Origin of the sequence: Comamonas sp. CMM02 (assembly GCF_014851485.1) — a bacterium.
GTDB classification, from domain to species: Bacteria; Pseudomonadota; Gammaproteobacteria; order Burkholderiales; family Burkholderiaceae_C; genus Comamonas; species Comamonas avium.
Window position 1 is genome coordinate 69,494 of sequence record NZ_JACUZW010000006.1, and the last position, 13,984, is coordinate 83,477.

Annotated in this window: 10 protein-coding genes; 7 read left to right on the forward strand and 3 right to left on the reverse strand. The window is 58.0% G+C overall.

Going from position 1 to position 13,984, the window contains the following annotated elements; all coding sequences use genetic code 11:
- Positions 1-151: 151 nt before the first annotated feature.
- From IB213_RS16930 to IB213_RS16940, 3 genes are read left to right on the forward strand one after another with little or no spacing between them, the layout of a single operon-like run.
- Positions 152-1,621: a di-heme oxidoredictase family protein gene (locus tag IB213_RS16930; RefSeq protein WP_225561176.1), complete on the forward strand. Its 1,470-nt coding sequence runs from the start codon at positions 152-154 to the stop codon at positions 1,619-1,621.
- Complete coding sequence (locus tag IB213_RS16935) at positions 1,621-2,625, forward strand: imelysin family protein (protein ID WP_192407985.1); 1,005 nt, start codon at positions 1,621-1,623, stop codon at positions 2,623-2,625. Before IB213_RS16930 ends, IB213_RS16935 begins: the two co-directional genes overlap by 1 nt.
- A 4-nt stretch (positions 2,626-2,629) precedes the next feature.
- Positions 2,630-3,763: a DUF1513 domain-containing protein gene (locus IB213_RS16940; protein WP_192407987.1), complete on the forward strand. Its 1,134-nt coding sequence runs from the start codon at positions 2,630-2,632 to the stop codon at positions 3,761-3,763.
- 98 nt (positions 3,764-3,861) lie between these two features.
- On the opposite strand, the gene IB213_RS16945 is transcribed toward IB213_RS16940, so the two are convergent.
- Positions 3,862-5,043: a cytochrome-c peroxidase gene (locus tag IB213_RS16945; RefSeq protein ID WP_192407989.1), complete on the reverse strand. Its 1,182-nt coding sequence runs from the start codon at positions 5,041-5,043 to the stop codon at positions 3,862-3,864.
- 123 nt (positions 5,044-5,166) lie between these two features.
- Positions 5,167-7,671 carry a TonB-dependent receptor plug domain-containing protein gene (locus tag IB213_RS16950; RefSeq protein ID WP_192407991.1) on the reverse strand — a complete coding sequence of 835 codons (2,505 nt, stop codon included), beginning with the start codon at positions 7,669-7,671 and terminating at the stop codon, positions 5,167-5,169.
- 99 nt (positions 7,672-7,770) lie between these two features.
- Between IB213_RS16950 and IB213_RS16955 the strand changes: the two genes are divergently transcribed.
- Together IB213_RS16955 and IB213_RS16960 are read left to right on the forward strand one after the other, a co-directional pair.
- On the forward strand, positions 7,771-8,442 hold the full coding sequence (locus IB213_RS16955) for a histidine phosphatase family protein (RefSeq protein ID WP_192407992.1): 672 nt from the start codon (positions 7,771-7,773) through the stop codon (positions 8,440-8,442).
- Between the two features lie 117 nt (positions 8,443-8,559).
- Positions 8,560-9,192 carry a hypothetical protein gene (locus IB213_RS16960; RefSeq protein ID WP_191722208.1) on the forward strand — a complete coding sequence of 211 codons (633 nt, stop codon included), beginning with the start codon at positions 8,560-8,562 and terminating at the stop codon, positions 9,190-9,192.
- On the opposite strand, the gene IB213_RS16965 is transcribed toward IB213_RS16960, so the two are convergent.
- Entirely contained in the window at positions 9,174-10,040 is an 867-nt protein-coding gene (locus IB213_RS16965; protein WP_370551231.1) for a creatininase family protein, read from the reverse strand. The genes IB213_RS16960 and IB213_RS16965 overlap by 19 nt on opposite strands.
- An 88-nt stretch (positions 10,041-10,128) precedes the next feature.
- On the opposite strand from IB213_RS16965, the gene IB213_RS16970 reads away from it, so the two are divergent.
- Together IB213_RS16970 and IB213_RS16975 are read left to right on the forward strand one after the other, a co-directional pair.
- Positions 10,129-11,625, forward strand: coding sequence for an MATE family efflux transporter (locus IB213_RS16970; RefSeq protein ID WP_192407996.1), 1,497 nt, complete (start codon positions 10,129-10,131; stop codon positions 11,623-11,625).
- A gap of 59 nt (positions 11,626-11,684) precedes the next feature.
- Complete coding sequence (locus IB213_RS16975) at positions 11,685-13,958, forward strand: protein-disulfide reductase DsbD (protein WP_192407998.1); 2,274 nt, start codon at positions 11,685-11,687, stop codon at positions 13,956-13,958.
- Positions 13,959-13,984 lie beyond the last annotated feature (26 nt).

The window sequence follows — 13,984 nt, forward strand, 5'->3', positions numbered from 1 at the left end:
ATTCCCCAGCAAATCAAAGATTTGCGCGGGGGACAGAGCGCGAAGCCGCACGCAGTACAAGCAGTACGCCAAGGCCAAGCAACCACACTTCAAGTGTGGGTGTGAGCAGGTCTGAACCTGCGGTGTATTTGTTAGAAATTCTGAACGCTTTATGACGCCCTTGCACATGTACGGTTCGGCATTGATCGCTGCCCTGGTTTTGGCAGGCTGCACTGCACAATCGGCCCCCAGCTCCACTGCCTCTGAAGCCCCCAGCGCTTTGTTTGATCGCCCTGCCGCCGACGCACAGCCCGGCGGCAAGACGACGGTGTACTCCAATGGGCGCAATGCGTTTTCTCTGCCCGCCGCCAATTTGAACGATGCAGAGCGCACACGCTTTGTGGTGGGCAACTCGTTTTTCAAACGCAACTGGGTGCAAGCCCCGGCGTCTACCACTGCGCGTGATGGACTGGGCCCCCACTTCCTGGCGCGCTCGTGCGCTGGCTGCCATGTACAAGATGGACGCGCGCAGCCGCCTGATTTTCACAATCCACTGGCACCACAGCCTTTTGCTGGCCTGCTGATGCGCCTGTCGGTGCCAGGCACCGATGCACACGGCGGCCCCAAGCATGAACCCGTGTATGGCGATCAATTCAACACCATGGGTGTGAACGGGGTCAAAGGTGAAGGCACGCTCACTCTGAGCTACGAAACCATCCCCGGTCAATACGCAGATGGCACGGCATATGCCCTGGAAAAGCCCATCTACCATCTCACGGACCTGGGTTACGGCCCCATGGCGGCCGACGTCATGGTCAGCCCCCGGATTGCACCCCAGGTGATTGGCCTGGGTCTGCTGGAAGCCATTGCCGAATCAGACATTCTGGCCAATGCCAAGGCACAGGCGGCCACTGCAGGCACCATCAAAGGCCAGCCCAACTATGTCTGGGATGCCTATGGCGAGCGCATGATGCTTGGCCGTTTTGGCTGGAAGGCCAATGTCGCCAGCGTGGCGCACCAGTCGTCCGCCGCTTTTCTGGGCGATATCGGCATTACGTCCAAACGTTTTCCGCAACAGACTTGCACCCCTGCACAAAAAGACTGTCTGGAAGCCCCCACAGGAAATGCCAAAGGCAAAAACGGCGTCGAAATTGAAGACTATGTGCTCGACGAGGTCATCTTCTACCAATCCACCCTGGCCCCTGCAGCACGTCGCAACGCACAAGATGAACAAGTGCTGCGTGGTGAATCGCTGTTCCATGCCGCGCAATGTGCCCAGTGCCACCGCCCCAGCTATCGCACCAGTGGGGCACTGTTTCCAAGTCTGAGCAGCAAGGCCTTGTCCGGACAGGACATCACGCCCTATACCGACTTGCTGCTGCACGACATGGGTCCGGCGCTGGCGGATGGCCGCCCTGACTTTGCCGCCAACGGCCAGCAATGGCGTACCCCGCCCCTGTGGGGCATTGGTTTGCTGCCCGCAGTGAACAACCACCAGCGTCTGCTGCACGATGGCCGTGCCCGTGGTGTTGCCGAGGCTATTTTGTGGCACGGCGGTGAAGCCGAGCCAGCGCGTGAACAATTCCGCCACATGCCTGCGCCTGACCGCGCAGCCCTGGTTCAATTTGTGGAATCCCTGTAATGCGTATTGCCCCACTTTCTTTGAGTCTGGCCGTGCTGTGCATGGCTGTGAGCAGCCATGCCGCAACACCGCCAGCGCCGCCTCTGACCTCGGGCGCAGCTGCGCAGGCGTTATACGCACAATGGTTTGTGCCGCAGTCTGCACAGGCCAGCACCTCAGCCCAGCAATTGCACAGCCAGTTGCAGCAGTACTGCACTGGCACAGCCAGCCTGGAGAAAGTGCGCGAGAACTTCACACAGGCCAGCCAAGACTGGGAGCGCCTGTCTGCGGTCGCCATGGGTCCGCAGATTGAACACCGTACCGCCCGCATGGTGGACTTTCAGCCCATGCGCCTGCCGCTGCTCAAGGCGGCGCTGCGCAAAGCGCCGAAAGATCTCGCGGCAATGGAAACCATCGGGGCCCCTGCCAAAGGTTTTCCTGCACTTGAGCATCTGCTGTGGGCCGACGTGGCTGCACCCAAGACACTAACATGCCAGTACGCACGCTTGGTGGCTGCCGACCTGACGCAGGAGCTGCAAGAGCTTCACCAAGCCAACCAGGCAGCGGCCAACTTCACGGCGCTGGATTTTGACAGTACGGCTGAATTTCTGAACCAGTGGATTGGCGGCGTCGAGCGACTGCGCTGGCAAGCCATGGAAAAACCCCTGCGCAGCGCCACTGCCAGCAAGCCGGCGCAAGTCACCCGTGCCGCCAGCGAAGGCACCCTGGCCAGCTGGAAAGCACAATGGAGCGGCCTGCGCGCACTGGCCATCGGCAACCCGCAAATGCCTGACAACGTCAGCCTTGCCAGACTGGTGGAAGTACAGGGCTGGCAGCACCTGGCTGATGAGCTGCGCGCTGCTGTACAGCAAGCTGACAGCGCCATGCAATCGATCGACAAGGTTTCGCTCAACGCCATCACCCCTGCCAACAAGGCACTCAAGCAGCTCAAGCACCTGGTGGAAAACGACGTCGCCTTGTCGCTGGACGTCACCATTGGTTTTTCTGACGCAGACGGGGATTAGGCCCATGCACAGCACGCGCCGGCAATGGCTGCAGGGCATGGCAGTCCTGGCCAGCATGCCTTTGGCCAGTTGGGCCAATACCGACAACGCACCCCGATTCGCAGCCGCATGGGCCGTGGGCGCAGAGCTTTATGTGGGGGTTTTGCAGCTACCTGCCTCCCCCGATCAAAGTCTGCGCATTCAGCATGCGCACGCCATACCCACCCGCGCACATGGCATGACACAACTGGCCGATGGCAGCTTGCTGTTTGCCAGCCGCCGCCCCGGGGACTGGCTGCTGCGCGTAGACCCGAACGGTCAAGAACAGTGGCACTGGATTGAAGCTGACCGCGCCTTCAACGGCCATGTCATTGCCAGCCATGATGGCAGGCACCTGTACACCACCGAGACAGATCTGGCCGACAGCCAGGGGCTGATCGGTGTGCGCGATGTGCGTACGCTGGAAAAAATCGCCGAATGGCGCACCGGCGGCATGGACCCCCACCAGTTGCTGCTGGACCGTGACGGCAGCCTGATGGTGGCCAACGGCGGCATTCCCACCCAGCCTGAAACGGGCCGGCGCAAACTCAAGCTCACGCACATGGACTCTTCCATTGCGCGCCTGCTGCCTGCGCAAGATGGTCAGATTGCTGGCCAATGGCGCTTGACCGATACCCGGCTGAGTTTGCGCCACCTGGCCTGGGGGCCTGAGGTGGCCTGGGCCACAGAGCGCCGCTGGCTGGGCATTGCGCTGCAGGCCGAACACGACAGTGCCGAGCAAAAACAGCAAGCCCCCGTTTTGGCTCTGTTTGATGGGCAGCAACTGCATGCCGCAGACTTGCCCACCGGTGCTCAATGGCAAGGCTACGGCGGTGACATCAGTTGCCACGGTCTGCATTTTGCTGTGAGCTGTCCCCGTGCAGATCAGCTCACATGGTGGCAAGTGCCCGCCACTGCGCAAGCCACAGGCCAGTGCCTGCGCCAGGACAGTCAGCAAGGCGTGTACTGCGTCAGCAACGACAGCGTCATCCACCCCTTGCAACCCAGCACCAGCACCCTGTGGTCTGGCGGTGCCCAGCAAGTGCTGCAATGGCCTCAGCGCAACACCGTCGCCAGCACCGCCCATCTGGCACTCGATAACCACTGGGTGCAGATTTAAACGCTACAGCGCTCAGAAACCGTGGAGTCAGTCCGCAACAAGCACTGACTCTGCGGTTTACTCATCAGCACTTTCAGTGCTAATGGCGACAAAAATCGCTACAAAATTCGAAGCCACTCCACCAAGGCATCAATCTCTTGCGCATTCAAGTGAATGGCTTTCATGTGCGGAGACTTAGGTGGAATGTAGGGATCTTTGGCCGGATCGCCCCCCACCACGCCCATGCCAACGTTGTACAGGCGCATCAAGCCCGGCAAATCCGGAAACAAGCCGTTGTGCATCCACGGACCGGCATGTATCACGCCACGCAAACTGGGGGTGCGGAACTTGCCCAGATCTTCCTTGTCACGCGTGGCTTCAAAACGGCCCAGGTCTTGGTTACGGCGGCTATAAAACGACAGCCCGATGTCGTGAAACTCGTTATCAGTCAGCAACGGTCCGCTGTGGCAATTCATGCACCGCGCCTTGGTGCGGAACAGGTGCAATCCCAGCAGTTGCTGGTCTGTCAGCACCTTGGTGTCACCCGCAATCACCTGGTCAGCAAGCGTTTTGGGCGGGCGTACGGTGCGCACAAAGCTGGCAATCGCCGCCACCATGTCGTCCACGCTGATGGACTGCGCGCCATATGCCGTGTGCATCAGCGCCTTGTACTGAGGCTGTGCATTCACATGTGCCACCGCTGCGTCCAAGGAGTTGTTCATCTCAAACGGGTTCTGAATGGAGCCCTTGGATTGCTCTTCCAGTGAACCTGCTCGCCCGTCCCAGAACAGCTTGTCTGCAAAAGGTGCTGCAAACAGCGTCTGCGCACGGCGACGGCCCATGAGCTTGTCCTCACCCACACTCAGCGCCAGCCCATCGCCAAACGACTTGTCCGACTGGTGGCACGACGCACACGCAACCCCACCTTTTCGAGATAAGCCAGGGTCAAAAAACAAAGCAGCCCCCAAAGCACGTCTCGCCGCATCCTTGGCGTTGACTGGCGGCTGTACGGCCGGCACTTGTGTCATTTCTTGCCAAAATTTGCCTGAATCAATCACAGGGCGCGGCCAGTGCTCGGGCGTTCTCTGGTATCTGTCTCGCAGGCAGGAGCTGTCCCAGCCCGCTGGCATGCCGCATTCAAAATTTTCATTGCTCACCACGTTGAGCAATCGTGCTACCGCTGTATTGGCTGCTGCTTCTTTGGCAAGCTTAGTCGTGGCGTTGGCAGGAGCACGCACGACTTGTGCCATGGCGCTCGACACCGCCATGGCGATGGCCGCTACACATACAAAGCTGCACATATATCGCTTGCTTTTCGCGAGATTTATTTTCATTTTTCTCATATGTAAAAAGCGCAGCCATCGCGGTGGCTGCGCACTATGCTCTCATATATGCTGGATAAAAAAACTAAAAATACTTAATACTTAAAACTCGTATCCTGCATTGAGCCAGATTTCACGGCCAATTTTATAACGAACATTATTGGCTGCCGATGGATTAGCAACTGCAATAGGTTGGATCTTGTTCAACATATTCAAAATATCCACATTCAAAATCAACCCATTCATTTGTCTGGGTTTCCAGGTAATGGAGGTATCCCATGTCCAGTAAGCTGGGATCTTCTGCACGCCATATTTTTCCAATTGCTCAGGTTTAGCAGAAATTCCAAGGTAAGCAACACCACTTTTACTACTATTCCAATTGATGCGATTACCCCAGGTCAAACCTTGGTTGAGCCAATTACCGGAAAACGCAAAACTCAACTTTCGTGGCTGGCTAAAGTCGCTTGCTGGCTTATCTTTCCGTTGAATTTTCTTTCCGTCATAAAGTATCAAATCATCTGGTGATTCTGCCCCTGCCTCCCAGGCCTCTGCCGTGTCATGGTTGCGCCATGCATCATGCCAGCTGAAGTCTACTCGGCCACTCCACCGTGCAGCCAATAGATTGAATGTTTTTAATGAACGCAAACTCAATACAGCTGTCTCAGCATTGCCATATCCACCATTCACATACACATAATTACCATCAATTTTGTCTTGCGTGACCGAGTCACGGCTTGCTCTCCGAACATATGAGACACCACCTTCAACGTATTCAGATAATTGCTGGGTCACGCTAAATGCCCACTCATCTGATCGTGGGGTTTTAATACCATCAAAAATATGCACTTCAGCAACAGCAGGCGTATTGACCACGTTGCCTTTAGAGTCCACCAAGGTTCGCTTGAGTTTGCTCTTTTCCTGAGTTAATGCATAACCCAGCAGGTCCAGACCATAGTAACGAGACCAACCCATGCTTACTTGAGTTTTACCATTACCAAACGCATCCCAATCAATTCGGCTGCGAGGTGAAAAATTGGTATTTTTGAAAAAATTGTCATGATCAATACGAGCACCTAAGGTCCACCCCCAGTTTCCCAGCTGCATCGTATTACTGACATACATGCCAAGGCTGTTGTAACCGGCCTCAGCTGTTCCTGCCATGTAATGGGTCCTGCTGAAGTATTTCTGTGAACCATCCAGCTGCTGTACTGCACGAGAGCTATACGCATCGTTCTTGCGATCAAACTTCGCTTCAATACTTTGTAAATCTACACCGGCATAGACTTTGTGCTGAACGTTGCCTGTTGCAAAACTATTCCAGTCCATGCGCAACTTGGCAGTCATTTGGCGCTGCTCCAAAGCCTCTGTGCCATAACCGCCATAGGTATATTGACTTAACGATTTATCTGCAAACTGCTGCGTCACAAACTCGGTCGCGTTGGACTCGCGAAGTGCATCCAATTGATCAATTCCAAGTTTTAATGTCAGCTTACCCTGATCTGACCTCTGCATCGCATCAATACCCAAGCCATATGCTTTTTGACGATTAATCCAGTTCGTATCCGCAAAAAAATTATCTACCAAGTTCTCTTGCCGATCTGCATACTTCAACGTCACGTTCGCCTCTAATCCGCCATTAAAATCCTTGTGGAATTTTGCAAACATGTTATCTACCTGATCGTTTTGATCAGTCGATACCAGGCGCGTTGTTTTGCCATTCGGAATACCGGATGAACGGTCCAGTACTTTCCCCGTTCTTTGAATTTCAGACTCCCTGCGAGAGAAAGACAAAAGTGCGGCCGTACTTTCTGAAATTCGCAGATCTGCATTAATACTGGAGAAATGCTTCTTCCATATTGCTGAATAACCCGGCTCTCCTGCCTCCCACTTTTCAGACACCTTTGGAGGCATCTTTTGCTGCGTCAGGTTTGAGCTATTAAAGCTACGCTTGACACCAATCTTGTTTATTCCTAGTGGCGTCTTAATGCGCGCATCGACAACCCCCCCGGTGAAATGCCCAAACTCCACAGGCACGCGACTTTCGTAAACTTCAACAGCATCCAAAAGCTCTGTATCTAGGTTATAGGCTTGAGAGAAACCAGGCACATTGCCGATTTGTAAGTTTCTATTATCGTTTTGAGGACTTATGACATTGGTTGCGCCAATACCATCTATTAAAAATTGGTTTTGGTAAGGACTCTCGCCATGAATAGAAAATGATTCTGGCTCCAAGCTGCCGCGGTTTCCTGAGCCTGCGACGGTTGGGTTTTGCCTGACCGCAGGATGGGTTGCAATCAAGGATGTCAGATCCCTGTTTCCTTGCGGGATCGCATCCATCTCCTGGCGGGTGTACAGCCTGGAATCTAGGCTCTGGGCCTTCACATCCACTGTTGGCATGCTCTTTTCTAGAACATCTTCGGAGTCATAAGAGTGTTCTTGAGCGCTGGCAGCGCCACCCAACAGCAATGCAGCAGCAGCCACGACAGGCCGCACTTGCGACGTTCTAACCAATTTCATTTTTCGCAGAATCTCGCGCCGATAAAGATTTAGAAAACAAAAAAGACGGCCCGTACCGTCTTCATCACCACAAAGCACATGAATGCGCATGATAACAATTATCATTCAATTTTACATCTTGTGCTTCCTGTCTAAACAGGTCGCCCGCAAGACAGCCCTGCATACCTAGATTCCCCACAATTCCGTTCCATGGGAACCATCTACCTTGTACGCCACGGCCAGGCATCGTTTGGGGCCAAAGACTATGACCAGCTCAGCCTTTTGGGGGCACAGCAGTCACAGCAGCTGGGCCGTTACTGGCAAGAACGCTCGATGCACTTCGATGCGGTCTATACCGGCACACTTAAACGCCACGTACAAACATTGGCGGGCATACGTGAGGCATTGCCAGGCCTGCCTGAGGCGCAGGCCTTACCTGCCCTCAATGAATACGACAGCCACGCATTGATTCGCTGCATACACCCGGAGCCTTTGGGTCCGGCAGATACACCTGAGACCTACCGCGCGCACTTTCGTTTGCTGTGTGATGCGATTGCACAGTGGATGTCGGGCGTCATCAGCCCTGAAGGCATGCCCAGCTGGGAAGATTTCTCAGATGGCATTCGCCACACCTTGGAGCAAATACGCCACCAGCACCACTCAGGCAATGTGCTGCTCGTCAGCAGTGGCGGGCCCATCTCCACCGCCACCAGCTTAGTGCTGGGCAGCCCGCCCGAGGTGTCGATCGCACTCAATATGCGCATACGCAATACGGCGGTGACAGAGCTGAGCATGAGCCCCAAACGCCTGATGCTGCAGACCTTTAATACGCTCAACCACCTCGACACCACCGAGACCCGCAGTTGGGTGACATTCGCATAAAAAAGCACAGCTGCTCAGGCATGCATGCGCATGCTTTGCGGCCCACAGCAGCGCATTTTTTGCGCAAGGTTTACGATGATTCCTTGCTAGAAAACACGTCCGCCTTATGGAGCTTTCATGTTGACCCCTTGCGACGATGATGCGCTGGAGCCCCAGCTTTCTGCGGCAGACATGGCCTCTTTGCGCACCATGCTGGGCGATGCCATCCAGAGCCACCAGGCCATTGCCATGCTGGACGTTGGTGACAAGCGCTGCCGCCTGATGATCAGCGAGGGAGAGAACGGTCATCCTCAGCCGGTGTTCCACCACCTGCAACTGGGCATGGATTTGCTGGCCACCCGCACGTTCAAGCAGCACATGCCCAGTGAAGCGCAGCTGGAGCAAGGGATCATGCTGGTAGAAGATGCGGTCATGCCCGTGGCGCGCCTGATTCCTAGCAGCAACGTGTTCGTGACACACGACCCCTGCCTGCTGGAGGTGGCCCAGCATGCACTGGGTATTCGAGACTTGCAGGATGCATGGCAGAGTTCCGGGCGGCTGCCGGTCTTGAGCCGCGAGGCGATTGAAGCGCAATTTGATCTGCTCGCACGCCAGGCGAGCCATCCGCATGCGCCACTGGGTGACTTACCCCAGTCACCACGCTGGGCCGCCGCGCTATTGATCTTGCGCGAGGTACTGCACCACTGGCAGCTGGGTGCGGTTCGTCTGCTGCCTCACCTGCCCGTCCCGTTTCAATCACCCAAAGGCTGAGGCTGCGCACCGACCGTTGCAGCAGGCAAGGCGTGCATTTCTTCTAGCAACTGTGCCAGACTCGTCGCTGCGCCCTCCACCAAGGCTTGACCCCGCTGCGCATCGGCTGCAGCGGCATTGCCAGCTGCGCCCAGAGGGTTGTAGTCCTGCATGGCCCAGCCCAGCTTGGCACTTTTGCCATTGCCCAAAATAGGGAAACGCTGGGCACGCTCCTGCGAGGTGCTGGCAAAGTTTTGCGCATACGGCATGCGCACCAGCTCTGGCGCCAAGTGCAGCATCATGGAGGTTTCAGTCTCGCCGCCATGCACCCCAAAACGGTGCTCGTGCGCGCTAAAGGATTCATTGACCCCTGCCGGCTGCGGCAGGTTGAACCAGCTGCAGTGGTACACCAGCAGACCGCACTGCATGCGCAGCTGTCGCGCCACGATGTCCATGCTGCTGACGTTGCCGCCGTGCGCATTAAAAATCAGCAGTTTGCGAATCCCCGCGCGAGCCACACAGACGCCCAGCTCGGTCCACAGAGCCAGCAGCGTAGCGGGCGACAGGCCCAGCGTACCGGCATAGTCCTGGTGCTCCAGGCTCAATCCAATCGACTGGGTGGGCAAGACCAGCAGCGGGATATCAGCAGCCACCTGCGGCAAAGCTGCTGCCAGGATGCCATCGGCCAGCGCCGTGTCTACGCTCAAAGGCAAATGCGGGCCGTGTTGCTCCACCGCCCCTACCGGCAAGACCGCCACGGTCTGTGCGGCCAGGCCATTGCGCTGCGCCAGCGCAAAATCACGTGCAGACACTTCTGCCCAACGGCGCGAAGGCCAGCGCTGCAAATCAGGCTGATCAGAAATATCCACTGAAAAATGGGCATGGGTTTTTTGGCACATGCTGCAATCTTAGGCGCTGTCCGGCAGACTGGATAGCAAGCCGCTCCACAATCCCTGCATGTCTTCCTCCCCAACCCGTGACCTGACCCAGGGCCCCATCGCTCGCACCTTGCTGGTGTTTTCTCTGCCCATCCTGGCGGGCAATGTGCTGCAGTCCCTCAATGGTTCGGTCAATGCCATGTGGGTGGGCAAATACCTGGGAGAGGCGGCCCTCACCGCCACCACCAATGCCAACAACATCATGTTCTTGCTGATTGGCCTGGTGTTTGGCGTGGGCATGGCGGCCACCATCTTGGTGGCGCAAAGCATGGGGGCCAAAAATCTCACGCAAGCGCGCACAGTGATTGGCTCTAGCGCTACGTTGTTTGGCGCTATCTCGCTGCTCATTGCCTTGCTGGGCTATCCACTCTCGCGCCATATCTTGCAGTGGATGGGGACACCCGATGTGGCTTTACAGCTGGCCGAAAGTTATTTGCGCGTCATCTTTCTGGCCATGCCGCTGCTGTACCTGTTTGCCTTTGTCTCGGCCATCTTGCGCGGCGCAGGCGATACCCGCACCCCGTTTATTTTTTTGCTGCTGGTCGTGGTGCTGGATGTTGTCCTGAACCCGGTGCTTATTTTTGGCTTAGGCCCATTCCCCCAGATGGGCATCACCGGAGCGTCCATGGCCACGCTGGTGTCCAACGCCATCAGCTTTGTGGCCATGCTGCTGTGGCTGTACTGGCGCAAGCACCCGCTGTGGATTGGCAGCCATGAGCTGCATTTTTTCGTGCCCCAGCCAGTCATTGTCAAAGCCCTGGTCATCAAAGGCCTGCCCATGGGGGTGCAGATGGTGATGATCTCCATGGCCATGCTGATGGTGATGACCATGGTCAACGGTTATGGCGTTGAAACCTCTTCTGCCTACGGCGCATCGCTGCAGCTGTGGACCTATGTGCAAATGCCCGCCATGGCGATTGGGGCGGCCTGCTCCAGCATGGCGGCGCAAAACGTGGGGGCCGGGCAATGGGCACGTGTCGATGGCACCGCCAAAGCAGGTGTTCTGTGCAATGTGCTGATGACGGGCGCACTCATCGTGCCCATGCTCTTGCTGGACCGCCATGTGCTGGCGCTGTTCTTGCCCGATGGCAGCGCTGCACTGGAATCTGCGCGCCACCTCAACCACATTGCGGTGGGCTCGTTCGTGTTTTTTGGGGTCACCTTTGTGCTCTCGGGCGTGGTGCGCTCTACGGGCGCGGTGATTCCCCCGCTGATCATTCTGGGCATTGCACTATGGGGCGTGCGCGTGCCGCTGGCCAAGCTGCTGCAGCCATGGCTGGGTGTTGATGCCATTTGGTGGAGCTTTCCAGCCAGCTCCATCTGCGCCATGTTGATGAGCATGGCCTACTACAAATGGGGGCGCTGGCGCGAGGCGCGCATGCTCAACCCGGCTCCAGACGATGCCGAAACCGTGGCAACCCCGTCGGAGGTGGCCGCCCAGCCGCCCAACCCGGTCTGTGCGCCACGTCAACTTTTGTCTGCGCAAACACCCACCACCACTTCGGACACCCGCTGAAATAGCCGCACGCTACGATGACAGGAACCACAATGCGGTTTATGGCTCCAAGCTTCGTCATGCCAATTTCTCCCCTCCTTCGCCCCCTTCGTTGCGCCCACCACTTCGCTGCTGTCTGGCTGTTCAGCCTGCTGGCCTTGTGCGCCGTGCTACTGCCTGCAACTGCCAGCGCGCAAATTCAGCTCAAACTGGGCAGCGCCAGCACCGCTCTGTCTGACACCGTGGTCACCCCGCGCGTGCAGGCCCAGCTGGTGGCATTGGCACCGCAAGGTATTGCCCCGGGCAAGCCTTTGGAGCTGGGGTTGCGCATTCAGCACCAGCCTGACTGGCACACCTACTGGAAGAACGCGGGTGACTCTGGCCTGCCTACACAGCTGGACTGGCAACTGCCAGCGGGCATGCAGGCCACAGACATAGCATGGCCTGTTCCCCAGCAGATCCGCGTTGGAGACATGCTCAACTATGGCTACGAAGGCACGGTGCTGCTGCCCGTTACGGTCAAAGTTACCGATGACTTTCGGCCTGACCCAGATGGCAACATCGACATTCGCCTGACGGCCTCGTGGCTGGTATGCCGTGTGGAATGCATTCCAGAAGACGGGCAGTTCCAGCTGCGGGTCCCTGCAGATGTCGCTGACACGCAGTGGGCCACTGAGTTTGCCGCCGCTCACGCTCAGGCCCCCGTTGCACTGGCGCAGGCCCAGGCCAGCTTCACGGCCCTGCCCAGCGGCGACCGGGTTGAGTTGCGTGTGGATGGGCTGCCTGCTGCAGCCCACGCACAGACGCTGGCGTTTTACCCTGAAGCGGCCGACACCTTCCACCACGCAGCGGTGCTGGGGCAAGACTGGACACAGGCCTGGGAAGGCACCACCTGGACGGCGCAGCTGCCGCTGTCAGCCATGCGGGGCGACACCCCTGCTCAGCTCGATTTTGTTCTCGGCCTGCCTGCACAAGGCGGTGATGTGGCCCATGCGCCGCCCGTACAGGCCTGGCGCTTGAGCGGCCCCGTGCAAGGCCAGTGGAAATCCGCCGATCTGGCACAAGTGTCGCCCGCGCTGGCAGCGGCATTGGCGGCCAATCAGCAATCACAAAGCACCAACCCCTTGCCCGCACCCAGCACCAGTGTCAGCACCAGCGGTTGGCTGGCCGCTTTGCTGGGAGGACTGATTGGCGGCCTGCTGCTCAACCTGATGCCCTGCGTGTTCCCCGTGCTGGCCATCAAACTCATGGGCTTTGCGCGCCATGGCAGCGACGTGCGCGCACAGCGCAGCAATGGCCTGGCCTACGCAGCCGGGGTCATCATCAGTTTTGTGGCGCTGGGCGCTGTGCTGCTGGCACTGCGTGCGGCTGGCGAGCAACTGGGCTGGGGCTTTCAGCTGCAGTCGCCGCTGGTGGTGGCCGGGCTGGCGGCCTTGTTTACCTTGATTGGCTTGAACCTCGCCGGGGTGTTTGAGCTGGGCCACGTGGTGCCCGACCGCATTGCCAACCTGCACGCACGCCATCCGCTGGGCGATGCATTCATCTCCGGCGTGGTGGCGGTGGCCATTGCCTCGCCCTGCACCGCACCGTTCATGGGCGCATCGCTGGGATTTGCTGTGGGCATGCCTGCAGCGCAGGCACTGGGTATTTTTGTAGCGCTGGGCGTGGGCATGGCCCTGCCTTATGTGCTGGTGAGCTGGGTGCCTGCACTGATGCGCTGGCTGCCCCGTCCCGGTGCCTGGATGGACACCTTCCGCCGTGCCATGGCCTTTCCCATGTTCGCCACGGTGGTCTGGCTGGTGTGGGTGATTGGCCAGCAAACCGGGATTGACGGCGCTGCCGCCTTGCTGGCCCTGCTGCTGTGCCTGGCCGCCTTGGCATGGGCCCTGACGCTGCGCGGCAAAACCCGCGTGCTGCTGGCCGCTGTTGTACTGGTATGCGGCGGCTTGCTGATGGTTGGCACGGGCCGCACCCTGGTCGAGCCTGCGCCTGTCGCTGCTGCTGCCGAGCAGCAAGATGTTTGGCAAGCCTGGTCAGCCCCCAAACAAGCCGAACTGCTGGCCCAGGGCCGCCCCGTTTTTGTGGATTACACCGCCGCCTGGTGCGTGACCTGCCAGTACAACAAGCGCACCACGCTGTCTGACAGTGACGTGCTGGCCAACTTTGCACAGCACAACGTTGCGCTGCTGCGTGCCGACTGGACACGCCGTGACCCGGCCATCACCCAGGCGCTGGCCCAGCTGGGCCGCAGCGGTGTGCCCGTGTATGTGCTGCTGGCACCGGGGCAAGCGCCCGTGGTGCTCAGTGAGCTGCCCAGCAAGCAAGAAGTGCACAACGCACTTCAGATGCTTTAACAAAATAATAGCTACCAAGGCATTAA